Here is a 24,604-nt window from a genome sequence, read left to right as displayed (position 1 = left end):
TTTTGATAATATTATAAAAGCTCGCTTAGCTTGTTTAGAGCTTCCTCTACTTTATTTATGTCCTTGGCACCAGCAGTTGCCATGTCAGGCCTTCCGCCGCCGCCACCGCCAGCAACTTTTGCGATTTCTTTTATAATTTTGCCTGCGGCAATTTTCTTTTCAACTAAGTCTCTTGAAACTGCACATACAAAGTTAAGTTTGCCTTCATTTACTGTTGCAAATAAAACAACAACTGAACCAACTTTATTTCTCACTTCATCAGCCAAGTCACGAAGAGTATTTACATCTACTCCCTCAAATTTTTTGATGACATAATTTATGCCATTTTTATTTTTAACTGCATCCAAAATACCAGAAATTTGATCCTTAGCCATGTCGTGTTCAAGTTTTTCAATTTCTTTATTTGCTTCCTTTAGGCTCTTAATATTTAATTTTATCTTTTGTAAAATTTCTTCTTTATTAGACTTTAGTTCCCTAGCTATTTCTTCTTGTTCATCCTTAAGTTCATTTAAATATTTCAAAACAGCAGGACCAGTAATAGCTTCAATTCTTCTAATACCGTTACTTATACCACTTTCAGATAGGATTTTAAACATGGAAATTTCAGAAGTGTTGGAAACATGAGTACCACCGCAAAGTTCACGTGAGTAATCTCCCATAGAAAGAACTCTAACTTCGTCATGATACTTGTCTTCAAATAAACCAATAGCTCCCATTTCCTTTGCTTCATTTAAGTTTGTAAGCTTAGTTTCAACTGGAAGACCTTCAAAAATCTTTTCATTTACAATTTTTTCAACTTCTTCAATTTCTTCTTTAGACATTGCTTCAAAGTGTGAGAAGTCAAATCTCATTCTGTCTGGCATTACTAGTGATCCAGCTTGGTTTACATGATTACCTAAAACATCTTTAAGGGCTCTGTGAAGTAGGTGGGTTACAGAGTGGTTTCGTCTTATATTATTTCTTCTTCCTACATCTATAATAGCCTTGACAGAAGCTTTTTCTAGCTTTCCTTCTTCAACTTCTACAAGGTGAAGGTGAAGTCCATCCTTAGTCTTTTTAGTGTCTGTAACTTTTAACTTAAATTTATCAGAAATAATTTCTCCAGTATCGCCTACTTGTCCACCGCTTTCGCCGTAGAAAGTAGTCTTGTCTAAGATGACAATGCCTCTTTCACCCTCATTTATGGAGTCCACAATTTCGTCCTCATCAGAAATTATTCTTATAATATTTCCCTGACACTCATTTTTTTCGTAGCCCAAGAACTCGTTAGAAAGACCTTCAAATAGGTGCTTGTTGTCTTGGTTAGCCCAGCCAATGTTCTTGTCCTCTCTTGCTTCTCTAGCTCTTCTCTTTTGATCTTCCATTTCAGCTTCAAAGCCTGCCATGTCAACATCGAAACCTTCTTCTTTTAAGATTTCTTCTGTCAAGTCAATTGGGAAGCCGTAAGTGTCGTAAAGTTTGAAAGCTTTTTTGCCATCAAGTAGCTTTTCACCACTTGCCTTCATTTCTTCGATGTTGGCATTAAGTCTTACAAGACCATCATCAATAGTTTCTAAGAATTTTTCTTCTTCTCTTCTGATTATTTCCTTAATGGACTTTCTATTTTCCTTTAGTTCCTTGTATTGATCTCCCCAAGAGTCCATTACCATGTCTGCAATTTCATAAAGGAAGGCTCTCTCTATGCCAAGTTTTCTTCCATGTCTTGCTGCTCTTCTTATAAGTCTTCTTAGGACATAGCCTCTACCTTCATTTGAAGGCACAATTGTGTCAGAAATCATAAAAGTCATAGCCCTAATGTGGTCTGTTATAACTCTAAAGGAGATGTCTGCCTTTTTGTCTTCTCCATATTTTTTACCTGAAATTTTTGCAATTTCGCCGATAATGTCCTTGATTGCGTCAATTTCAAAAATATTGTCAGTCCTTTGTAGAACTGTGGCAATTCTTTCAAGTCCCATTCCTGTATCAATATTTGGATGTGAAAGTGGATTGTAGTTTCCTTCTTCGTCCTTATCAAATTGAGTGAAAACTAAGTTCCAAACTTCGATAAATCTGTCGCCTTCTCCACCAGGTCTTTCGTCAGCTGATCCGTATTCAAGACCTCTATCTACATAAATTTCTGAACAAGGACCAGATGGACCAACTTCAAGCTCCCAGAAGTTATCATCTTTACCAAGTCTAATTATTTTTTCTTCAGGTATTCCTATTACATCTTTCCAAATGTTGTAGGCTTCGTCGTCATCTTTATAAACTGTAACCCAAAGATCTTCCTTTGGAATTTCAAGATTAACTGTCAAAAATTCCCAAGCCCAAGGTATTACTTCGTGCTTGAAATAATCTCCAAAGGAAAAATTGCCAAGCATTTCAAAAAATGTTGCGTGTCTATCTGTTAAACCTACATTGTCTATGTCGCCAGTTCTAATACATTTTTGGCAAGTAGTAACTCTCTTTGCAGGTGGAATTTCTTCTCCAGTGAAGAATTTTTTCATTGGCGCCATACCAGCTCCAATTAAAAGTAATGATTTGTCATTTTTTGGAATTAGTGAAAAACTTGGTAGTATTAAATGATCCTTTGATTCAAAAAATTTTAAAAATTCAGTTCTTATATCGTGTAAACCTAAATATTTCATATACAACTCCTATTAAAAATCCTCCCATACCCTGGGAGGATGTGCTATAAATATTATAATTATAAAGAATATGATTGTCAATTAGAGCTATATCTGTCATTGTATTTTATTTTTGCAAAATCAATTAGAATACAGATAATTGATGTTATCGGAACGGAGATTACCATTCCCCATACACCAAAGATCCCCCCACCTATGATTATTGAAATTAAAATTAGTAGTGGGTTAAGCCCTGTGCTGTCTCCAATAAGTTTTGGAGCAAGTATATTGTTTTCTACCCATTGAACTACTAAGAAGAGAACTAGTACCCAGAAGGCCTTAGCTGGAGAATCCACTAGGGCAAATAATACTGCAGGAACACATCCGAGCAGTGGTCCAACATAAGGAATAATATCTGCAACGCAGGTTATGAGTCCAATGATTATGGCAAAGTCTACTCTTAGAATCAATAGATAAATCATAGTTAGGATTCCTACGAAGATTGCCATGAGCATTCTTCCCCTAATAAATTGTTGGAGGGCCACATCAATTCTATTAGCCAAAAATGCAAGGTCGTCTCTGTATTTATTTGGAATTGACTTTTTTACTTTGAGGGTGAATTTTTCCTTGTCCACTGAAAAGTAGAAGGAAAAAATAATTATTAGGACAAGCCTAAAGGCAGATGTCAAAGCTCCATAGACCTTAGAGAAAAGTCCAGAAAGTGAACCCATTAGTGAACCCTGTGCCTTTGCAACTAGGTCATTAATGGTTTTTGTCATGGAGTTTAAAATATTTGAGACGATTTGTGGTGTCTCAACATCTCCTTCTACCTTTGGATTTGACTCCTTGTATACATCTATAAAGTTTTCAGGAAGCTCTATGTTAAACTTAGCAAAAATTTCTGTCAAGAAATTATTTACATTTTTAGTCAAGGTATCAACCATTCCTGGCAAGCTAGTGAGCAAATTTGAAATTTCGTTAATAGTTTTTGGAATAACAGAAATTATTAAAATTGCAAAGATTAAAAATACTGAAATATAAACTATTATTACTCCAAACTGTCTCTTTACGCCCTTCCTCTCCAAAAAATTTACTATGGGATCAATTATGTAGGCAAAAATAATTGCAATAATAATTGAGGAAAGAGTGTAGCCCAAAATTGAAAATTTATTAAAAATTATGGTTATTAAATAGAGAATTAAAATCCCTATGAATATTTTTGTAATTAATTGCAGATCTATGCTTATTCTCTTTTTGCCTTCAATATATCTATTTCCTATATTTACTAGGTAGTAAATCGCCAAAAATATTAGGAGAATAGATAATATTGCCAGGGCGTAAATCATAAATCTCGCAGCATTACCGGAAATTTGTTCCAACATATTATCACCTGTTCTTGAACTTTTTCATCCCTTGGCTTATCTTTTCCACTACATAGTCACATTCTTCCCTTGTGTTGTTGTGATTAAGGGAAAGCCTAAGCATGGAAAGAGAATCTTCTTCGCTTCTTCCAATTGCCCTAAGGACATGGGATGGATTTATACTTCCTGCTGCACAAGCAGATCCAGAGGAAACACATATATCATACATATCTAGGTACTGCACCATAGTTTGTGGCTTAGTATCCTTTAAAGTGATATTAATATTTCCAGGAAGTCTCTTCTCTCTTGGACCATTTAAAATAATTCCATCAATGTTTAAAAGTTTTTCAATAGTATAATCTCTTAAATCTCTTGTGTAGTCTATGTTCGCGTCAATATTGGCGTAGGCATCTTCTAGAGCCCTTCCTATGCCAACAATTGATGCCACATTTTCTGTGGAGGCTCTCATGCCTCTTTCTTGTTCTCCACCATTTATGAAGGGAGAAATTTCAGTACCCTCTTTGATATATAAAATTCCTATTCCCTTGGGTGCTCCAAGTTTGTGACCTGATATAGAAAGCATGTCTACATTTAAATCCTTTAGGTTAAATTTAATATTGCCCATGGCTTGCACTGCATCTGTGTGCAGTAAAATATTTTTCTCGCCAGCAATTTTTGAAATTTCTTCTATGGGCTCTATAGTTCCTATTTCATTGTTGGCAAACATAATGGAAATTAATTTTGTATTGTCCCTAATTTTTTCACTTAATTCATCTAAATTGACAAAACCTTCTTGGTCAACAGAAATCAGAGAGTAATCACTACCCAATCTCTTTACTGCCTTAAGTGAATTTAAAATAGCTGGATGTTCTATCCTTGATGATATTATATGATGTTTTTCCCTTGGATTCAATGATTCTTTTATAACCCAGTTGTCTGACTCAGTACCTGATGAGGTAAAATAAATTTCACTGGGCTTAGTTTTTAAAATTTCTGCAATTTTTATTCTTGAATTTTCAATTGCTGCCCTAGATTTTTGTCCCAGAGAATAAATTGCCGATGCATTCCCATAATTTTCTCTCAAATAGGGAAGCATGGCATCAAGAACACTATCTGTTACTTTTGTAGTGGCAGCATTGTCCATGTAAATCATAATAACCTCACATGTCTGCTAGAGTCATGGACTCCATTACATCTTCAATTTGTCCTTGAAGTTTTGATAAAATATCTCTTGTTGCACAATCCTTAAGCTTGCCGCAATTGGAATTTTTGCCAAGGTCGCAACATGAAAGGGACATGTCCCCTTCAAGGGCATTTATTATTTCTCCTATTGCAATTTCCTTTGGGTCTCTCGAAAGGACATAGCCGCCGCCTGCTCCTCTTATAGATTTCACAAGGTCAGCCTTCCTAAGGAGTGTGAAGAGTTGCTCCAAGTAAGACTCAGATAAATTTTCTTCCTTTGCAATATCCTTTAGTGCAATGGGACCCTTGCCCATATTTTCCTTTAAATTATACATTGCCATTAAACCGTAACGGCCTTTTGTAGAAAGTTTCATTTAATCACCTCTTATGATGGAATAAAAGATCCTTCTTCTTTATTATTTTCTAACATGTCCTTTAAGGTGTACCAGGAAAGGACTGCGCACTTAACTCTGGCAGGAAGTGTGCTAATAGATTCAAAGGCAATGGCATCGTCAAGATCTTCTAGTTCATCGGGGTCTGTAACTTCTCCCTTTACCATTCCTATAAATTTTTTTGCCCTTTCAATGGCTTTTTCTACCTTTAAGCCCTTTAAATTGTCGCACATTATTGATGTAGAAGCTTGTGAAATTGCACAGCCATGACCTGTATAAGAAATGTCTTCTATTATTCCATCTTTTACTTTTAATTCAAGAGTAATTTCATCGCCACAACTTGGATTGTGTCCAAGTTCCTTGTGAGTGTAATCCTCAAGTTCATGTCTATTGTGTTTATTTCTTGAATGCTCCAAAATTAATTCAGTGTAAATATTATCAAGATTCAATTCCCAAAATCCTCCTTACATCTTCAAGATGTTCAACGAAATAATCAATTTCTTCCACTGTATTATAAATCGCAAAACTTGCTCTACAAGAAAAGTTTGAGCCCAAAAATCTGTGAAGTGGTTGGGCACAGTGGTGACCCGATCTTATGGCAATGCCAAAAGTGTCAAGAATTGATGCAACATCGTGAGGGTGAGCTTCTTTAAAGTTAAAAGATATAACTGGCGCCCTGTTTTTGTTACTTGTTGTGTAAACTTCAAGATAATCTAATTTTTTTAATTTATCGTAGCAATAGTCAGTTAAATATCTTTCGTATTCGTCAATTTTATCCATGCCATACTTATTTATAAAGTCAATGGCTGCTGCAAGGTTTACTGCCCCTTCAACATTGGCAGTTCCCGCTTCAAACCTTTGTGGTGCATCTAAGAAAGTTGTCTTATCTTCGTAAACATATTCAATCATGTCGCCACCTGATAGGAAGGGTTCCATTTCATTTAAGAGCTTTTCTTTGCCATAAAGGACGCCAATTCCTAGAGCAGAATACATTTTGTGACCAGAAAAGGCAAGAAAGTCAACATCAAGTTGGCTTACATTTACTTTTCTGTGAGGAACAAGTTGTGCACCGTCTAAAATAATTTTTGCAGGAGACTTTTCTCTTGCATATTTTACAATTTTTTCAATGTCTGGATTTGTTCCAACTACATTGGATGCACCTGTTATTGACAAAATTTTTGTCTTTTCAGTGACTTTTTCTTCAATTTCAGAAAAAGGAATTTGTTTGTCCTCGTCAATGTATAAATATTTTAATTTTGCCCCAGTTTTTTTGGCAACTTCTTGCCAAGGAACTAGGTTTGAGTGGTGCTCCATTATTGAAATTAAAATTTCGTCACCCTGGCTTAAATTGTTAAGTCCATAGGAGTAGGCAATTAAATTTAGTGCTTCTGTTGCATTTCTTAAAAATACAATTTCACTTGCCTTTTTTGCTCCCACAAAGTCAGCAACCTTTTGTCTTGCATCTTCATAAACTTCTGTGGACTTCATGGCAAGATAGTGAGCTCCCCTGTGAGGGTTTCCATTTTCATTTTCATAAAAATTCTTTATATTTTCTATAATCTCACGAGGCTTTTGTGTAGTTGCTCCATTGTCAAAGTAGACAATGTCTTTACCATTTGGCTTTAATTTTAAAAAGGGAAACTCTTTTCTAATATCTTCAATTTCATTTTTTGTAAACATATTAATTTCCTCTCTTTATAATTTTCCTAACTGAATCCCAAACTTCTTCTCTCAACTTTTCATCAGAAAGAGCGTCAATTGCACGAGAAAATTTGGATTCAACTATTAAGGCTTCCGCTTCTTCGTGGCTAATGCCCCTAGACATTAAATAAAATATTTGGTCCATGTCAAGCTTACCTGCACTTGATGCGTGATTGCCAACTACATCGTCTTCGTGGGCAAGCATTAGTGGCACTGACACTGAATGAACTGTGTCATCAAGTAAAATTGAATACTCTTCTTCTGAGCCAACAGCACCCCTCGCCCCTTCAATAAATTGTAGGTTTGACTTAAAGTTTTTAAAGGCTCTGTCCTTTAAGGCTCCATTAACCAAAATATCTGACTCAGTCTTCTTTCCCCTGTGAATCATGTCGTAATTCATGTTTAGATACTCGTCTCTTTGACCAAAGTAAATTGAATCTACTATTGACTGAGACTTTTCTCCAATTAACTCGCACTTATAATTTGTGTAAAGTTTTCCTGCTCCAAGTTCATATTGGTGAAGAGTTACCTTTGCTCCATCTTCTGTATAAATGCCAATGGATTCAAGGACAAGAGACTTGTCATCATCTCTCGCAATGACAAAAACTTCTACTTCAGAATTTTCCCTTGCAAGAACTTTTATTACAGAATTTCTAAATTTTTCACCTTGACCAGAAGATGTGTAGTCTAAAACTACTTTTAATTTTGAATTTTTTTCTGCAAGAATGTGATGAAGATCAAAGAGTTCAGAATAATCGTCATCTAATTCAAATAACTTAAAGTCTTCTCTCTCTTCACCTTCTTTTGCCTCGTAAGAATTATAATAATTTAAATATTTTCTATTTAATTCTAGTGCATCTTCTGAAATTCCATATTTTATTTTTTCAAATTCAGAAATTTCTCCTGGATTTTTTTCTCCAACTTCTCTATATAAGATCCCTTTAATTTCAGGGATTTTTATTTCAGTTTCATTTACCTTTAAAAAGCTAAAAGTCTTAAAGGCAATTTCATTTCCAATAATATTCATCTTTCACCTACCCAATAGCTCCAACAAGTTCAAGGTTAATGAGGTTGTTCATCTCAACTGCATATTCCATAGGAAGTTCCTTGGCAATTGGCTCTGCAAATCCTCTTACAACCATTTCCTTTGCCTCTTGTTCTGAAATTCCCCTTGACATCAAATAAAAAATTACAGAGTCAGAAATTCTTCCGATCTTTGCTTCATGTCCAATGTCGATGTCGTTATTTTCGATATTTATTGTAGGAATTGTATCAGAGCGAGACATTGAGTCAAGCATAAGTGACTCGCAGGATGTTGAGTTCTTTGAGCCCACAGCATTTTCTTTTATTTCAACGAGTCCCCTATAAATTGCAATTCCGCCAGATTTGGAAATTGACTTAGTGTTTATAGTTGACTTAGTGTGTGGTGCTGCGTGAACAACTTGTGCCCCTGTGTCAAGATTTTGTCCCTCACCTGCAAAGGAAATGCCCGTAAATTCACTAGATGCATTTTCTCCAACTAAAATTGATGCAGGATAAAGCATTGAAACCTTTGAACCAAAGGAACCTGAAACCCACTCAATCTTTCCATTTTTTTCAACAATGGCTCTCTTTGTGTTTAAGTTGTACATATTTCTTGACCAGTTTTCAATTGTTGAATATCTAAGAGTTGCATCTTGACCAACGAAAAGTTCAACTGCACCTGCGTGTAAGTTTATTACATTGTACTTTGGAGCAGAACAGCCTTCTATGAAGTGACAGTAGGCTCCGTCTTCTACGATTATAAGTGTGTGCTCAAATTGTCCTGCACCTGGAGCGTTAAGTCTAAAGTAAGATTGTAGAGGTATATCTACATTTACTCCCTTTGGCACATAGACAAAAGAGCCACCAGACCAAACTGCATAGTGAAGGGCAGCGTACTTGTGAAGATTTGGCGTAATGCACTTGCTAAAATACTTTTTTACGATTTCTGGATATTTTTTAAGGCCACTTTCAAAGTCAGTGTAAATAACTCCTTGGTCAGATAAATATTTTTGAATGTTGTGATAGACTACTTCAGAATCATATTGTGCTCCAACACCAGAAAGCATAGCTTCCTTTTCAGCTTCAGGTATGCCAAGCTTATCAAAGGTGTCTCTTATTTCGTCAGGAACATTTTTCCAGTCGTCAGACATGTCAGCATCAGGTCTGATGTAAGTTGTGATTTTATCCATGTCAACTTCTGAAAGGTCTGGACCCCAGTCAGGATTTTTCTTCTCATTAAAAATCTTTAATGCCTTTAGTCTACTTTCAAGCATCCATTCTGGCTCATTCTTTTCAGCAGAAATTTGTCTTACAATCTCTTCTGTAAGTCCCTTTTCAGTCTTGGACCTAAAAGTGAATTTATTTTTAATATCATAGACGCCGCGGTCCATGTCTTCTACATAAGTTTTTTCTGTCTTAGCCAATTATTTCACCTCTTCTCTTATCCAATTGAATCCTTCTTTTTCGATTTTATCAATTAGAGAAGCGTCTCCTTCTTTTACAATTTGTCCGTCTAAAATTACGTGAACAAAATCAGGTTTAATGTTATCTATAAGTTCCTTGTGGTGAGTGATAATTAAAACTGCATTGTCCTTATTTAAAAACTTTTCAATTCCGCTAGAAACTATTCTTGTTGCATCAACATCAAGTCCTGAGTCTGTTTCATCAAGAATGGCAAGCTTTGGATTTAGCATAAGCATTTGAAGAATTTCATTTTTCTTCTTTTCTCCACCAGAGAAGCCAACATTTAAGTATCTCTCTGCATAAGAAGAATCCATTTTTAATTCTTCCATTTCCTTTTTGATTTCCTTTTTAAATTTTAAAATAGAAATTGTCTTGTCTTCCTTTAAAGACTTAGCTGTTCTAATAAAATTTTCTACAGAAATTCCTGGCACTTCTTCTGGACTTTGGAAGGACATAAAAAGTCCCTTGTTAGCTCTCTTGTCTGTTGTAAGGTCACTTATGTCTTCGCCATCTAAAAATATTTTGCCGCTAGTCACATTGTAAACTGGATTATCCATAATTACATTGGCAAGTGTGGACTTACCTGAACCATTTGGTCCCATAATTACGTGAACTTCGCCGTAATTAATTTTTAAATTTATATTTTTTAAGATCTCCTTATCTTCCACGCCTGCACTTAAATTTTCTACTCTTAATAACTCTGTCATACTTCCTCCATTTATAAAAAATAATTCATACAAAATTACTATGTTTTTTTCTATTAACTATAATAACACAAGTTCTTTAATAATCAAATATTTATTGCAAATAAAAAAACTAGGCTTAACCTAGTTTATGAAAGCATAAATGCCGACTCTATGTGATTGATTTCCTTTTCCCTAAAATAAATTTCAATTATGTCAAAACGCACCATTATGTCAAAAAGATTTTTCTCCATAATATATGCAGTGGCAGTTTGAATAATGTTTTGCATTTTAAATTCAGTGACAGCTTCGTAGGCGTCGCCATACTTTCTTGAGTTACGAGACTTCACTTCAACAAAAACAATTTCATCCTTGCCCCTTGCTATAATGTCAATCTCTGTCCCTAGAGCCCTGTAATTTCTTTCTAATATTACATAGCCCTTTTGCTCCAAAAATTTTGTGGCAATGTCCTCTCCACGATTTCCAAAAAATAAATTGTGTCCTACCATGATTTTATATTCTTCAAAAAAGATTTTCTGTGCATTTCTGTTGGACCATAAGCCTTAAGTGCCTCTCTGTGATACTTTGTGGCATAGCCTTTGTGCTTTTCGATGCCGTAATGAGGATATTCTTCTGCCCACTTGTCGCAAAGATTATCCCTATAGACCTTTGCAATTATAGAGGCACAGGCAATGGAGTAGCAGGACTCGTCGCCCTTAATGATTGCCTTTTGAAAAATTCCAGTTTCAATTGTCTCTGCATCTATTAAGACACAATCAGCACTAACTTTTTTGCCTTCCTTGTCGCGCAAATTTTCAAGAGCATTTATCATGGAAATGTGTGTCGCCATTTTTATATTTACCTTGTCAATTATATCTGGGTTTGCTCTTCCTATGCCAACAGCAAGGCAGGACTCCAAAATTTTTGGGTAGAGTTCTTCTCTCTTTTTGGGACTAAGTTTTTTTGAATCATTTACTCCCTCGATGAAGTCATCCTTGGGCATGATAATTGCGCAGGAAACTACATCGCCAAAGAGGCAACCCCTGCCAACTTCGTCAATGCCGCAGATATTTTTGTAGCCCTTTTCGTAATATTCATTTTCAAAATTATAAAAATTCATTGGGCTCCTCCAAAGTTATTCTTCCAAGAGTTCCCTTTCTAAATTCATCTAAGATAATTCCAGAAACTTTTTCATAATCTATGAGACCCCCACGCATAAGGGCGCCCCTGTTTTTTCCAATTTCATCCATAATTTCAAGGGGCGACATTTCTTTTATGTCAGAAATTTTATATCTCTCTTCAAGAGAAGCTGGTGCAATATTTTTTAATTTTTCAATTAATTTTAAGGCTAGAGTTTCCCTATCCATAATTTCATCTTTTATGGCACCAGTAAAGGCAAGGTTAAGTCCAACTTTTTCTTCGAATTTTGGCCACAAAACTCCTGGCGTGTCTAGGAGATGAAGCTTTGAGTGAATCTTTATCCACTGATTTGTCTTTGTAACTCCAGGTCTGTTGCCAGTTCTTGCAGATTTCGTGCCAGAAATTGAATTTATAAAAGTTGACTTGCCAGAATTGGGTATGCCCACAATCATGGCACGAAGTGGACCTTTCTTTAGACCCTTGTCCTGGTATTTTTTTATCTCCTCTGCCATGAGTTCTTCTGATTTTTTTACAACTAAATTTACATTGGGCTTCATGGCATTGTAAGATATGGCAAAATTATTTTCGTCAGTAATTTTTTCCATCCACTCTTCATTTAATTTTGGATCTGATAAATCAGACTTATTAAAAATTAAAAGTCTCTTTTTATTTTTTAAAAGGTCCTTAAAGAGAGGGTTCCTACTTGAATAGGGAATGCGAGAGTCAATTATCTCGATTACAAAATCCACGAGTTTTAATTTTTCCTCTATGTCCTCAATGGTCTTTTTCATGTGACCTGGATACCAGTTAATATTCATTTAATCACCAAATAAAACCTTGTCTAAAATTTTTACTGCTCCATCACTATTGTTGTCAAAGTCAGACACCACATCGGCCGCTTCTCTTAGTCTCTCAACGCCATTTTTCATGGCAATGCCAAGGCCAACAGACTTTATAAGCATTACATCGTTGGAGTCGTCGCCAATTGCTGCAACATCTTTTAAGTCAATTCCCCTAATTTCTGCGTATTTTTTTACGCCATAAAATTTGTCGCCAGATTTTTGCAAGACTTCCAGCATCCACTTTGGCTCTCTCCTAATCTTCATAATGTGAAAATTAAATCTATCAGAAATTTCGTCTCTCATCCTATTTCTAAGGCTTACTAAATCGTCATGGCTTCCTGCAAAGACAATGGAAAGAGGATTGCCCTCTAAGTTGTCGAAATCATCTAATCCTAGATTTCTTCCCCTAAAGGCGTCAACATAAGTGCCCTCAAAATTTGTAAAATTCTTTTTCTTGTAGACAAGATCAATGCCATCATCTCTTTGGATGTGAAGTGATGTAAAGACTTTGTCATTGTCATCAAAGGCCATGACCCTCTTTAAGTCCTCGTCACTAATTGGATTTACATAATGAACCTTGCCAGATAAATTATCTCTAATTACATTTCCATTGTTGCAAATTAAATCTATGTCTACCTTATTTCCCACAAATTTATGGGCAGAATAGTATTCTCTTCCCGTTGCCACTACTGGAATAATATTATTTGATTTTAGTTTATTTACAAAGGATTCAAAACTCTCTGTAATGACCTTATCTGTAGTCAAAAGAGTTTCATCTAAATCCATAGAAACCATTTTAATCATAAATCACCTATACATTAAATTTAAATACAATTACATCGCCATCTTCTACGACATAATCCTTACCTTCACTTCTTATTAGTCCCTTTTCTCTTGCCACAGCAACTGAACCTGACTCAACTAAGTCCTTGTAGCTAACAGTGTCAGCCTTAATAAAGCCCCTTTCCATATCTGTGTGGATTTTTCCTGCAGCTGTTGGAGCCTTTGAGCCCTTCTTAATAGTCCAAGCCCTAGTTTCCATTTCGCCCGTAGTTAAAAATGAAATTAAGCCTAAAAGTTTGTAGGAAGACTTAATTAACTTGTCTAGACCAGAGGAATCGAGACCAAGTTCTTCCAAGAAGAGTTCCTTTTCATCTTGGTCAAGAGCGGCAATTTCTGCTTCGATTTCTGCAGAGATGACAACAACTTCGTCGCCAGATTTTTCTGCATAGGCTCTAACTTTTTTTACATATTCATTGTCTTCCTTGTTTATGTCTTCTTCAGCCACATTGCAGACATAGATGACAGGCTTTGCACTTAGGAGAGAATAATTTTTTATGATTTTTTCTTCTTCCTCGTCAAGTTCAACTTCTCTTGCAGGTCTTCCTTCTTCCAAGGCTAATTTTATTTTTTCCAATAGATCTCTTTCCTTGGCAAGAGATTTTTCTGCTCTAGCTTTTTTTACTACCTTGCCATATCTGTTGTCCACTTGTTCAAGGTCTGAAAAAATTAATTCCAAATTTATATTTTCAATATCACGAAGAGGGTCGATAGAGCCGTCAACGTGAATAATATTTTCATCGTCAAAGCATCTTACTACATGGACAATGGCATCAACTTCACGAATATTTGATAAAAATTGATTTCCAAGTCCTTCGCCCTTGCTGGCACCCTTAACAAGACCAGCTATGTCATAAAATTCTATATTAGTGTGAACAATTTTTTCTGACTTGCTCAACTTTGCAAGCACGTCTAATCGTTCATCAGGTACATTTACAACCCCAACATTGGGCTCAATAGTTGCAAAGGGATAGTTTGCAGCTTCAGCACCAGCACTTGTTAGGGCATTAAATAAAGTTGACTTACCAACATTAGGTAGTCCTACGATTCCAAGTTTCATTAGAAAACCTCCATTCAAAGTAAAATTATATCACAATTAGAAAGCTTAGGTATGTAAATTAAAAAAATAGTGCTAATCTTTATGACTAACACTATTATTTACCGCTTAAATTAAATTTTCAAATTAAACTATAGAATATTTATTTTATATCCTATCCCCAAAATTGGATATTTCTCCATATCCATGTATCGGAGAATCGACTCCCCTCGTTAAATCTGTGTCCATTCTAAAAAAATACTTTCCATCTATATAATGTAAATTATTAAAGTGAGCACGATCTGACCCATTTAAAGACATACTTTCTTCTCCAACATAGTGGTATGACCAATTTCTATACGCTTTCTCATATAAAGAAATAGAAAACGCTGGTGTAAAAGTAGTTCCTTCATAAGTAGAATTACAATAAATTGTCGTATAACTATTAGTTAATGTGAATTTATCAGAAGCTAGTCCTTGATAAAAGGAATAATCAAATGAACCGTCAGAGCTCATTCTATCTTCTCTACTCGCCCAATTAAAGATACCATCATCACTCTCCTTTTTTCCATCAACGATTTCATTGCTTGTAGCAAATACACTAGAAGAACAAATCAATATCATAATTGATATTAAAACAAATTTCTTACAAAACCTTTTTATCATTAAAACCTCCTAAATTTAACTTAAACGGAATTTTACAAATAATTTCAGCTGTAATAATAGCAGATAATAAACCTAATAAGATATTGTCTAAATTAAAGCTTTTGTATAAAAAGAATTTCACCACTTCTAACGAAATAATAATAATTGAAATAAATATATAGTAATTTCTATGGTATTTAGTTTTGATAAAAATAAAAACTGGAATTAGATAAATAATTGGAAATATAATAAATTTAAAAAAAGAAAAATAATTTAGTTTACTTGTTAAAGTCAAAAAATCATAAAAATAATTTATAACTGATTTAAATGGAATCACATTAACTGTTGGATAATTATAATTAATATTTCTGATAAAAATGAAAAATATAAAGAATATATATACGAAAATCGAAATATATTCTGTTATTTTTAATAATATTTTTCTTTCATTTCCATTTATCGATAAAACAACTAGATATGCCAGAACCAATAAAAATAATAATATTATAGAGAAGCGCATTAAAGTATCATTATCAATAAATAATTTTCCTCTTATCATACCAGGTAAAACACTTATTAACATTACAAGTAATGACAATATACCCAAATAAAAACTTGTTAGATAGATTAAAGATAAAACTTTCTTTTTCATAATGCCCCCTAAATAATCAAGAAATTATTTTTAGCTTGCTTTATTCATTTACTATGATATTACTTTTCCCCCAAAAAAACAAGCTCCTTTTTCAATAATTTTTCTATCCTTTTATTTAGCTATTTTTTATTGTATAATGAGTTTATCAATTATTAAAGAGGTGAATAGTATGAGTGCCATCGTCATAAATGACCTGACAAAACGCAAGGGCAAGGAAAAAGTCTTATCAAATTTAAATTTAGAAATTTTAGATGGCGAATTTTTCTCTCTTCTTGGAACAGAAAACTCCGGAAAGACAACTCTTGCTAGAATTATAATGGGATACTTAAAACCTGGTAGTGGATCTATTAGGGTTTATGATATGGATTCATTTAAGGAATCAAAAGAAATAAAAGAAACTGTGTCCTTCGTATCTGAAGATATGATTTTCGATTCAAAGATAAAATCTTATGCTTTACTTAAGAAGACACTTAGCGCACATGGTTTGTCTAACACAGAAGACATTGATGTCCTTTGTGATTATTTTGAATTTAATTCAAACCTTCGCATTTGCGACCTAAGAGATAGAGAAAGAAAACTCTTTGCTCTTATTAATGCCTTAGTTATAAAACCAAGACTTTTAATTTTAGACTCTCCAGCAAAATTTTTAGAAGAAAAGGATATAGATAGACTCTTCTCTCATGTAAAGAGATTAAATGAAAGTGAAGGCTTGACTGTTTTACTACTCTCTGATTCTCTTAGAGAGGCAAAAAAATATTCTTCACGAATTGCCTACTTGTCTGATGGAAAAATCCAAGACACTGAATACAATAATGTCAAGGCAGCTGGAGACAAGGTTTTAAAAATTGACTCTTACAGAGGAAATTTAAATTACTTTACTTCCATTGGCGCAAGAATTATTAAGGATGAGGAAGATGAAACAATCCTCTATTATGATGGAGCTCTTCCTGAACTTTCAAAGGTGATCTATGAAGAAGCCCTTGAAAATTATGTACTTGAAGACGCAAAATTATCTGACAAGGTCAATGCTTACTACAAGGGAGAAAATGCAAAGCTTCCTAGAAGAAAAGCTCCTGCTCCAGTAAAAGATGTAGAAGAGACTCCTACAGAAAAAATTTCTGCAAGTAGTCTTGAAACTTCTGAAGTTAATGGAGTGACAGAAAGCACAATAAAAATTAGCGATGCAGAAAATAATTTTTCTGAAGTAGAAGGCGTCAATGTAGAAAATTCTGAAAAAGATGTAATTCACAACACAAAGACAAATCTTTTTGTCGATGAAGATAAAGTTGTTCTTGGAGAAGAAAAATCTCCTGAAATAAAAGAAGAAGTTTCTCCTGAATTAGAAATTGAAAAAGCAGAAACAATTAATGAAGCTGAGCCTAAAGTAGAAGAAAACTTTGTTGATAATACAGAAATTTTCCACGACAGTTCAGAAGAAAATAGAAAAGACGATACAATTATTTTTAAAACCTCTGATGAAGGCGTCTTTAATGCAACAGAAGAGACAAGGCTAAAGGAGGATAAAGATGATATTTAATATGGAATTTAAATCAAATTTTGCAAAGATGATATCTTGGGCAATCGTCCTAATAATTTTACTTGGACTTATGCTTGCCTTCTATCCTTTCCTTGCAGAGTCACAAATGAACTCACTATTTAATTCAGTTATGGAAAGCTTTAACGAGCCAACTAGAAATATTTTGGGAGTTTATGAAGGTATGGACATAGTAAATATTGGCGATTACATTGCCCTTGTTTACCATTACCTTGCAGTTTTAATATTTGTATTTGCAATGCAACTTGGAGCAAGCTCCATTGCTAAGGAACAAAGCTCAGGCAACATTGAATACATTTATTCAAACCCAATTTCAAAATCAGAAATCGTAACAGGAAAAATTGCCGCCAACTTGTTGACTTACATCTTATTTTTAATAATTATGGGACTTGCAACAGTTGGACTTGTCCTTGGAATCTCTTCCATAGGAATTGGAGCAAGTGATGCTGCTGAAATAACAAGCTTTGAAATTTTTGAAGCAGTAGTAAAAGTTTTCGTTGGACTACTTGGCTCAGGTCTAGTATTTATGTCCATTGGCTACTTCTTCTCTTCAATGTCAAAATCTTCACTACACCAAGATGCAGTAGCTGCACTATTTGTATTCTTAATTGTACTACTTACAATTGTTGGAAAAGTTATGGGCGATGTCTTTGGCATGGTTGTATCTTACTTCCCTAACGAAGCCTTTAGACCTTATAGCTTTGTCAGTGCAGACCTAAACCTATTTGGCATAATAGCAAATGCAGTAATCTTTATACTGATGATTGTCTTGACTTACACAATCTATTCAAGCAAGGAACTTAAATATTAATTTAAAAAAACTATTTTGGTTAAGCCAAAGTAGTTTTTTTGTGCTCAAAATTATTTTTCATAAATTTTAATTTTAAAAATTTGTCAGAATTATTATCTCTATCACGAATATATTAGTGAAGGAGGAAATATGGATAATAAAGACTTGATAGAAAGGCTAAAAAATAAAGATGAAGATGCCCTTTATATATTTATTGAAGAGTACGGAAAAATATTAAAGGGAGTTATTTCAAAAACGCTTTGGAAATATCCAAACCTTTGGGAAGAAGCCATGAATGACGCACTTTTAAGTATATGGCAAAATATTAAATACTTTGACCCAAGTAGGTCTACTTTTAAAAATTGGTGTGCCCTTGTTGCTAAGTATAGAGCCATAGATATTCTTAGAAAAGAAATTAAATTTGAAAGCCTTAGATTAGATGAAGATTCAAAAATTGTGGATTCAGATTTATCTTCAAATCTAGAAATAGAAGAAATCCTTTCACTTTTAAATGACGAAGACAAAAAACTTTTTAAAAATATTTTTATCCATGGTCTTTCCTATAAAGAGGCAGCGTCAAAGCAAAATATTTCCACAGCAAATGCCTACAAAAAAGTTAGCAGAGGAAGAAATTTTTTAAAAAAATGGAGGGAAAATTTTTATGAAAAATAATATATATGATGAGTTAAACGACATGAAAATTGAATACGAAGAAGTTCCTCTTAATGATTTTGAAAGAGAAAATCTAAAAAGAACTGTGAGATCATTAAAAATAAAAAACAAGAAAAATAAGTTTAATAAAAAAGTGGTAGCAATAGCAGCATCTCTTATATTAGTTTTGGGGATAACAAATTACACATCCGGTGGCTATGTCTTTGCCAAGACAAGAGAATTAGCAAGTAACTTTAAAATTACTTTATCTAATGCCATGGGACTTTCAAGGGAAGTTGATAAGTACAGCGTAAATTTAAATGAAGCTTTTGAAATAAATGGCAAAAAATATATTTTTGATAAATTTATTATTGAAGATAATAAATTATACACTGTAATTTTGAGCTTAAATGACTCAGAAAAAATGCTCTCTGGAGAAGTTAACTTAACTGAACTTAAGGTTAATGGCAAGAAAAATAATATTCTTAGCTACAGTGCCTCTGGATATACTTTACCTGAAGATAAAAAAGTAAATGTCTATACTCTTGAACATATTTTGGAAGACTCATTGCCAAAAGAAGGCAAAGTTAATTTAGAATTTTCCTTTGATGAATTTTTAGGAAACGAGAAAAAAATTACTCTCTCAACAAATATAGATATGTCACAAATGAAAATGAAGAAAAATCTTATAGCAAAGGACTTTACTATTCCAGATACAAATAACATTGTCATTGAAAGCCTTGCTACAAGCCCAGCTTCACAAAAAATAGTATTGACCTATCCTGATTCCGAAGATGGATATCTTTATTCAATAAAAGCAAGAGATTCCAAAGATAAATTTGTTTATTTTGAAACTCGCGAAGCAGAGAAAAATAAATCCAACCTATACTTTTCACCAGTCATTAGCAAAGTTACTGCCGATGAACTTTTAAATGAAATCAAAACACTAAAATGCCAATTATACAGAGTGACAGTCCACAGCTATGACAAAGAAATGCCTATTGGAGAACAAAAAATTGGTGACGAGTTTACTCTCACTTTAAAATAAAAATTTATATTATGGAAAAAGTCCTACCTTTTGTCGGGTAGGACTTTTTTCCATGCAATTATTTTATGAGGTTTATGCAATTTTTTCTATTTGTTTCATATTTTCTATGCTTTTTAATCTTTCTGATTCTATATTATTTGATTCTTCAATTTTTTCGTTGTAAATTCTATTTAATTCTTCTTCTGTGACCTCACTTGGAAGAATGTCTAGGACAACTTTGCCCTTGTTGAGCATTATTATTCTGTCTGAATATTCTATGGCGTTTTTCAAGTTGTGAGTGATCATAAGGGTTGTAATCTTTTCTTTTTTTATTAAATCATTAGTCTTATCCATGATTAACTTTGAGGTCTTTGGGTCAAGGGCTGCTGTGTGTTCATCAAGTAAAAGTATTTTTGGCTTTTTTACTGTCGCCATTAATAGAGATAGGGATTGTCTTTGTCCACCTGATAAAAATTTTACTTGTGTCTTTAATTTGTTTTCAAGACCCAGGTCAATGGACTTTAGTTTTTCAATTATTTTTTCATTGTTGTTCTTGTCGATTAATTTTTTGAAGGTAAATTTGTTGCCCTTCTTAAAAGCCATGGACATATTTTCTAAAATATTTAAGCTTTGGCAAACTCCCTTTGATGGGTCTTGGTTTACCTTTCCAATGTCTATTGCCCTCTTGTCTTCAGATAATTTTGCAATATCAACATCACCTAATAAAATTTCTCCAGAGTCTGGATTAAGTGAACCAGAAATCATATTAAATAGTGTAGACTTGCCACAGCCATTTGGTCCCAAAATTGCAACGCACTTATTTTCTTCGATTTCAAGGGAAAAGTTATCAAATACTTGGTTTTCTTCTTCCATTCCCTTGTAAAAAGTTTTTGATATGTTTTTAATTTTTAGCATTTTCTTCCCTCTTTCCCTTTAATACAGCTAGTCCCTTAGATGAGACATTGTTATAAACTATAAAGAATACTACGATGATTGCAGTTATTCCCTTTAAATCACTTGGAGCAAGTCCAATGTAAAGGGCTATACCGTAGATTATTCTATAAATTATTGCTCCTATAATTGCTCTTGTTGTTCTATTTAAAAAGTTTGCACTTTTCAAAAAGGCATCGCCTATAATAACTGATGCAAGTGCTGATACGATAATAGCTTGACCCATGGTAATGTCAGCGTAGCCATTGGACTGTGCCATTAAGGCTCCACCTAAGGCTGCAAGTGCATTTGAAATTATAAGACCTATGGCAATGTACTTGTCTGGGTTTTTGCCAAGAGACTTTACGAGAGTTTCGTTGTCTCCCGTCGCTAAAAGCAAATATCCCTTTTCTGTTTTTAAGAACCAGTCCAAGGCAATTTTTATTATTAAAGTTATAATAATTAGGATTACAATCTTTGGTAGGCTTTCAAAAAGTTGGAAAACAGTTTTGTAATCAAAGAAGGTAACATTTGGCGTGCCAGTAATTCTTAAATTAACTGAATATAAAAATGTCATGGTCAAAATTCCTGCAAGGATTGCCTGAATTTTAAATTTTCTAAATAAAACATAAGTTATATATCCGCCAAGACCACCTGCAATAAGTGAAACTAACATTGCAAGCAGTGGGTTGGTCCCAAGGGTTAGCATCTTTGCAAAGACAAAGGCTCCCAGTGGAAAGGTCCCTTCCACAGACATATCTGGAAAATCTAAAATTTTAAAGGTTATTACAACTCCTATTGTCAATATGGAAAATATAAGTCCTGTGACAATGGATTCCATTATTACTGAATTCAACTTTCTTCCTCCTAAAAATTTTTGTGTGTTTTATTATTCAACGACCTTTGCGTCCTTCATTAAATTATCGTCTTCACTTAGTCCAAGTGCATCAGCAGTTTTTTTGTTTACAACTTTTCTAGTGTCTGTAGAGAATACTACTGGAACTTCAGAAACTTTTTTGCCGCCAAGTATTTCACTTGCCATGCCAGCTGCTTTCTTTCCAAGGTCTACATAGTCAACGCCTGCACTAATTAAGATTCCATTTTCAACAGGTCCTTCTTCTGATGCAAAGGAAGGGATTTTTGCTTCCTTTAAAGATTCAGCAATAATTGTTGATGCAGATGAAACTGTGTTATCTGTAATTGCCATGAAGATGTCAATCTTTGGTTCGATTGTCTTTATTGCCGTTGATACATCGTTAATATTATTTACTCCAACTTCAACTACATTTAGTCCAAAGCCTGCTGCTGCCTTTTTTAATTCTTCTATTTGGAATTTTGAATTGGCTTCGTTAGTAGAGAACATTACGCCAACATTTTTAATGTCTGGGAAAATACTTATCATTTCTTCAAGTTGTGCTTCTATGGAGAAGTAATCGCTAACGCCTGTAATATTTCCTTCAGGCTCTTCTAAGTTCTCTAATAGGTCTGCACTTTCAGGGTCAGTTACTGCGTTAAAGATAATTGGAATTTCCTTTTCGCCATTCTTTGCACCTTGTGCTGCTGGAGTTGCTATTGCGTAAATTAAATCAACTTTTTTATCTTGAAAAGATTTAATAATTGATGGGACAACTGTCAAATCTCCATTGGCATTTTTTGAAATAATTTCAACATCAGGGTTTGTATTTTTTATTTCATCTTCAAAACCCTTTCTCGCTCTTTCAAGGGCAATGTGGTCGGCAATTTGAATTACGCCAATTCTTTTTGCCCCTTCTCCACTTTCCTTTGCAGTTTCTTCCACTGGCTTCTCATTTTTACCCCCTGAGCAAGAAACTAAAAAAAGTGACAACAAAACTAAAACAAATACTCTTCTAAATTTCATAAAAAACCTCCATAAAATAAAAAAAGTCTTTCATCCACATTGGGACGAAAGACTGACTTCGCGGTACCACCCGATTTTATAATCTAAAAAGATTACCTCACTTTAAGGTCTAACAACCTCTAGCCTCAGTTAACGGTGGCTTCCGTACTTGCCTACTAATTTCAACAAATAAGCTTTAGAGTGTATATTAAACTTTTGTGTATTGCCTTGCACCAGACGGCAACTCTCTTAAATCATCAAAAATTCTTTTTTCTCTTTCAACGCTTTTATTAAATTAAAATGATTATAATCTAGTAGCAAAACAAAGTCAAGCCTTTTTTTATTTTTCCCAAAAATTTTTTTATTTAGTTTTTAAAATTTAATTTATGCTTGGCGAAATTATTTTAAAATTTCAGCATCCTTTAAATTTTCGTTGTTTAAGTCAAGTCCAAGAGCCTCTGCAGTTTTTCCATTTACCTTTTTCTTGGAAGTCTTGTTGTCTTCTGCATGAATGTTTTTAATGTCTTCGCCTTTTAAAATTTTTATGGCAAGGTCGGCTGCTTGTCTTCCATGTTCATAGTAGTCAACGCCTTCGCTCATAAGTAGTCCCTTAGAAACTTGTCCCTCTTCTGCTGAAATAGATGGCACCTTGTCCTTTAACAAGTGCTCAGCAACGATTGGACCAGCTGAGGCAACTGTGTTGTCTGTTAGGGCATAGTAGGCATCGATCTTTCCAGTTAAAGTTGAAAGAGCTTGACCAATGTCGTTAATATTATTTATTCCAACACTTTCAAGTTTAAGTCCAAGCTCTTGGCAAGCCTTCTCTAAAGCTTCCACTTGTACCTTTGAATTGGCTTCATTAGTTGAAAAAATTGTTCCTATAGTTTTTATGTCAGGATAAATTTTTAAGAAGGATTCGATTTGAGCCTTGGCAGAAACTGCATCATTAACACCAGTGATGTTTGTAATTTTATCTGGTGCTTCAATTAGTCCTGCTTCCACTGGGTCAGTAACTGCTGAATAGACAATATTTTTATTAGGAAGAGCAGTCTTTACTCCCTGTGCAGCTGGAGTAGAAATAGCATAAACTAATTTGTAGTCCTCGCCTTCAAATTTTTTTGGTGCAGTAGTAGTTAAAGCTTGGTCGCCTTGCAAATTTTCCACTTCAACTTCTGCCTCAATGCCTTCTTCCTTTAACCTGTCCTCAAAACCCTTTAGGGCATTGTCAAGGGACACATGTTCAATATACTGAATGGCTCCAATTTTTATTTTTCCATCTTCTTTTTCTGCCTTTTTGTCTCCACTGCAAGCAACAAGTGATGCAGCAAGGGCACCTAATACAATAACTTTTACCATTTTCTTTAAATTTTTCATTTTTGTCCTCCAAAAAAATTATTTAAAATAATAAAAAAATCCTTCACCCCATATAGGGCGAAGGATTCGCGGTACCACCTAAGTTCGAAATATAAATATTTCCTCATTAAAGATCTAACAATCTCTAGTCCATGATAACGGTGACTGCCGTGAAGATCTACTTGTTTTCAATCTTCATGCTTTAGAGTGAATATATGATACTAACTTGTCTGTGGGCTCTCACCATCCCCACTCTCTTTGAGACTTATTAAATACCTTTTTCTCTTTCTTCGCATTTATTATTTTATTAAAAAGTATTATAGGCACAGGAAAATTATTTGTCAAGAACTTTTTTACTTCCTTTTTATTTTTTACTTAATTCCCTTGAACAATTTTAAAATCTATATCGATTTCTCCACCTTCAGTAGGACTAGCTAAAAATTTATAATCAACTTTATCTTTTTTTATCGGAGCAGAAGTCTCTCCATCTTTTCCAGCTTCAACAATTACAGGGTATTCTCCATTAATTTTAATTTCTACTGAATTTAGTCCCTTGTTTTTTATCCAAAAATTCACTTCACTTCCATTGGACTTTTCTAAAGAGCGCTCTTGTTGGAAAGCAGAACCTTTTTGACTTCCATTGTCAACAAGGTATAGCTCATTAGATTTTTTGTCAGCTTCTTTACTTTGATTCATATTTTCCGCAATTTCTTTTTTATTTTTTTCTTCTGCACTATTAATCTTTTTTGTGCATGCTGATAAACTTATAAAAGCTAAAGCAACAGCAATAACAATTAAAAATTTTTTCTTCATTTTAAACCTCCAAATTATAAATTTTAAACGAATTTTAATTTTCTTTTTTATTTTTTATTT

At 33.9% G+C, this 24,604-nt stretch carries 25 protein-coding genes and 2 other annotated features; of the genes, 4 read left to right on the top strand and 21 right to left on the bottom strand.

What is annotated here, in order from left to right:
• Nucleotides 1–11 precede the first annotated feature (11 nt).
• The 16 genes from alaS to HMPREF2801_RS03625 all read right to left on the bottom strand — a co-directional run bounded on the left by alaS (nucleotide 12) and on the right by HMPREF2801_RS03625 (nucleotide 15,567).
• Entirely contained in the window at nucleotides 12–2,627 is a 2,616-nt protein-coding gene (gene alaS, locus HMPREF2801_RS03700) for an alanine--tRNA ligase (RefSeq protein WP_070610613.1), read from the bottom strand.
• A 77-nt stretch (nucleotides 2,628–2,704) separates the two neighbouring features.
• Nucleotides 2,705–3,988: an AI-2E family transporter gene (locus tag HMPREF2801_RS03695; RefSeq protein WP_070610612.1), complete on the bottom strand. Its 1,284-nt coding sequence runs from the start codon at nucleotides 3,986–3,988 to the stop codon at nucleotides 2,705–2,707.
• Nucleotides 3,989–3,992: 4 nt separating this feature from the next.
• Nucleotides 3,993–5,120, bottom strand: coding sequence for a cysteine desulfurase family protein (locus tag HMPREF2801_RS03690; RefSeq protein WP_210394457.1), 1,128 nt, complete (start codon nucleotides 5,118–5,120; stop codon nucleotides 3,993–3,995).
• 7 nt (nucleotides 5,121–5,127) lie between these two features.
• Entirely contained in the window at nucleotides 5,128–5,523 is a 396-nt protein-coding gene (locus HMPREF2801_RS03685) for an RrF2 family transcriptional regulator (protein WP_019125850.1), read from the bottom strand.
• Nucleotides 5,524–5,534: 11 nt separating this feature from the next.
• Nucleotides 5,535–5,990 (bottom strand): Fe-S cluster assembly sulfur transfer protein SufU, encoded by a 456-nt coding sequence (gene sufU, locus HMPREF2801_RS03680; RefSeq protein WP_070610611.1) that lies wholly within the window; start codon nucleotides 5,988–5,990, stop codon nucleotides 5,535–5,537.
• The gene (locus HMPREF2801_RS03675) at nucleotides 5,980–7,221 is read right to left on the bottom strand and encodes an aminotransferase class V-fold PLP-dependent enzyme (protein ID WP_070610610.1); all 1,242 of its coding nucleotides are present in this window, start codon (nucleotides 7,219–7,221) and stop codon (nucleotides 5,980–5,982) included. Before HMPREF2801_RS03675 ends, sufU begins: the two co-directional genes overlap by 11 nt.
• 1 nt (nucleotide 7,222) lies before the next feature.
• A complete protein-coding gene (locus HMPREF2801_RS03670; RefSeq protein ID WP_070610609.1) occupies nucleotides 7,223–8,269 on the bottom strand; it encodes a SufB/SufD family protein in 1,047 nt (348 codons plus the stop codon).
• 7 nt (nucleotides 8,270–8,276) lie between these two features.
• Nucleotides 8,277–9,689, bottom strand: coding sequence for a Fe-S cluster assembly protein SufB (gene sufB / locus HMPREF2801_RS03665; protein WP_070610608.1), 1,413 nt, complete (start codon nucleotides 9,687–9,689; stop codon nucleotides 8,277–8,279).
• Nucleotides 9,690–10,436: a Fe-S cluster assembly ATPase SufC gene (sufC, locus tag HMPREF2801_RS03660; RefSeq protein ID WP_019125855.1), complete on the bottom strand. Its 747-nt coding sequence runs from the start codon at nucleotides 10,434–10,436 to the stop codon at nucleotides 9,690–9,692.
• 125 nt (nucleotides 10,437–10,561) lie between these two features.
• A complete protein-coding gene (locus tag HMPREF2801_RS03655) occupies nucleotides 10,562–10,921 on the bottom strand; it encodes a YraN family protein (RefSeq protein WP_070610607.1) in 360 nt (119 codons plus the stop codon).
• Nucleotides 10,915–11,532, bottom strand: coding sequence for a ribonuclease HII (locus tag HMPREF2801_RS03650; protein ID WP_070610606.1), 618 nt, complete (start codon nucleotides 11,530–11,532; stop codon nucleotides 10,915–10,917). Before HMPREF2801_RS03650 ends, HMPREF2801_RS03655 begins: the two co-directional genes overlap by 7 nt.
• Nucleotides 11,519–12,370: a ribosome biogenesis GTPase YlqF gene (gene ylqF, locus HMPREF2801_RS03645; protein WP_070610605.1), complete on the bottom strand. Its 852-nt coding sequence runs from the start codon at nucleotides 12,368–12,370 to the stop codon at nucleotides 11,519–11,521. The genes HMPREF2801_RS03650 and ylqF overlap by 14 nt, the downstream gene beginning before the upstream one ends.
• The gene (locus HMPREF2801_RS03640; RefSeq protein WP_070610604.1) at nucleotides 12,371–13,198 is read right to left on the bottom strand and encodes an HAD-IIB family hydrolase; all 828 of its coding nucleotides are present in this window, start codon (nucleotides 13,196–13,198) and stop codon (nucleotides 12,371–12,373) included.
• 7 nt (nucleotides 13,199–13,205) lie between these two features.
• Nucleotides 13,206–14,294, bottom strand: coding sequence for a redox-regulated ATPase YchF (gene ychF / locus HMPREF2801_RS03635; protein ID WP_019125861.1), 1,089 nt, complete (start codon nucleotides 14,292–14,294; stop codon nucleotides 13,206–13,208).
• A 144-nt stretch (nucleotides 14,295–14,438) separates the two neighbouring features.
• Nucleotides 14,439–14,936, bottom strand: a complete 498-nt coding sequence (locus HMPREF2801_RS03630) for a hypothetical protein (RefSeq protein ID WP_070610603.1) — start codon at nucleotides 14,934–14,936, stop codon at nucleotides 14,439–14,441.
• Nucleotides 14,917–15,567, bottom strand: a complete 651-nt coding sequence (locus HMPREF2801_RS03625) for a hypothetical protein (protein WP_070610602.1) — start codon at nucleotides 15,565–15,567, stop codon at nucleotides 14,917–14,919. Before HMPREF2801_RS03625 ends, HMPREF2801_RS03630 begins: the two co-directional genes overlap by 20 nt.
• 169 nt (nucleotides 15,568–15,736) lie before the next feature.
• On the opposite strand from HMPREF2801_RS03625, the gene HMPREF2801_RS03620 reads away from it, so the two are divergent.
• The 4 genes from HMPREF2801_RS03620 (at nucleotide 15,737) to HMPREF2801_RS03605 (ending at nucleotide 19,611) form a co-directional block, all read left to right on the top strand.
• Entirely contained in the window at nucleotides 15,737–17,104 is a 1,368-nt protein-coding gene (locus HMPREF2801_RS03620; protein ID WP_070610601.1) for an ATP-binding cassette domain-containing protein, read from the top strand.
• Nucleotides 17,094–17,933 carry an ABC transporter permease subunit gene (locus HMPREF2801_RS03615; RefSeq protein ID WP_070610600.1) on the top strand — a complete coding sequence of 280 codons (840 nt, stop codon included), beginning with the start codon at nucleotides 17,094–17,096 and terminating at the stop codon, nucleotides 17,931–17,933. Before HMPREF2801_RS03620 ends, HMPREF2801_RS03615 begins: the two co-directional genes overlap by 11 nt.
• A gap of 129 nt (nucleotides 17,934–18,062) precedes the next feature.
• Nucleotides 18,063–18,584 carry a sigma-70 family RNA polymerase sigma factor gene (locus HMPREF2801_RS03610; protein ID WP_070610599.1) on the top strand — a complete coding sequence of 174 codons (522 nt, stop codon included), beginning with the start codon at nucleotides 18,063–18,065 and terminating at the stop codon, nucleotides 18,582–18,584.
• Nucleotides 18,574–19,611: a hypothetical protein gene (locus tag HMPREF2801_RS03605; RefSeq protein WP_070610598.1), complete on the top strand. Its 1,038-nt coding sequence runs from the start codon at nucleotides 18,574–18,576 to the stop codon at nucleotides 19,609–19,611. Before HMPREF2801_RS03610 ends, HMPREF2801_RS03605 begins: the two co-directional genes overlap by 11 nt.
• Before the next feature lie 72 nt (nucleotides 19,612–19,683).
• Here the strand turns inward: HMPREF2801_RS03605 and HMPREF2801_RS03600 are convergent, their stop codons facing one another.
• The 5 genes from HMPREF2801_RS03600 to HMPREF2801_RS03580 form a co-directional block, all read right to left on the bottom strand.
• Complete coding sequence (locus HMPREF2801_RS03600; RefSeq protein WP_070610597.1) at nucleotides 19,684–20,505, bottom strand: ABC transporter ATP-binding protein; 822 nt, start codon at nucleotides 20,503–20,505, stop codon at nucleotides 19,684–19,686.
• Nucleotides 20,492–21,376: an ABC transporter permease gene (locus HMPREF2801_RS03595; RefSeq protein WP_070610596.1), complete on the bottom strand. Its 885-nt coding sequence runs from the start codon at nucleotides 21,374–21,376 to the stop codon at nucleotides 20,492–20,494. Before HMPREF2801_RS03595 ends, HMPREF2801_RS03600 begins: the two co-directional genes overlap by 14 nt.
• 33 nt (nucleotides 21,377–21,409) lie before the next feature.
• Entirely contained in the window at nucleotides 21,410–22,399 is a 990-nt protein-coding gene (locus HMPREF2801_RS03590) for an ABC transporter substrate-binding protein (protein WP_070610595.1), read from the bottom strand.
• Between the two features lie 37 nt (nucleotides 22,400–22,436).
• Nucleotides 22,437–22,669 (bottom strand) — a binding site (T-box leader).
• A gap of 108 nt (nucleotides 22,670–22,777) precedes the next feature.
• On the bottom strand, nucleotides 22,778–23,752 hold the full coding sequence (locus HMPREF2801_RS03585; protein WP_070610594.1) for an ABC transporter substrate-binding protein: 975 nt from the start codon (nucleotides 23,750–23,752) through the stop codon (nucleotides 22,778–22,780).
• Nucleotides 23,753–23,802: 50 nt separating this feature from the next.
• Nucleotides 23,803–24,031 (bottom strand) — a binding site (T-box leader).
• Nucleotides 24,032–24,106: 75 nt separating this feature from the next.
• Entirely contained in the window at nucleotides 24,107–24,544 is a 438-nt protein-coding gene (locus HMPREF2801_RS03580; protein ID WP_070610593.1) for a hypothetical protein, read from the bottom strand.
• Nucleotides 24,545–24,604: the final 60 nt, after the last annotated feature.

Source organism: Peptoniphilus sp. HMSC062D09, from assembly GCF_001811425.1.
Taxonomy (GTDB): Bacteria; Bacillota; Clostridia; order Tissierellales; family Peptoniphilaceae; genus Peptoniphilus_A.
The sequence above is the reverse complement of the archived record's forward strand: the minus strand, read 5'-3'. Positions and strand labels throughout refer to the sequence as shown.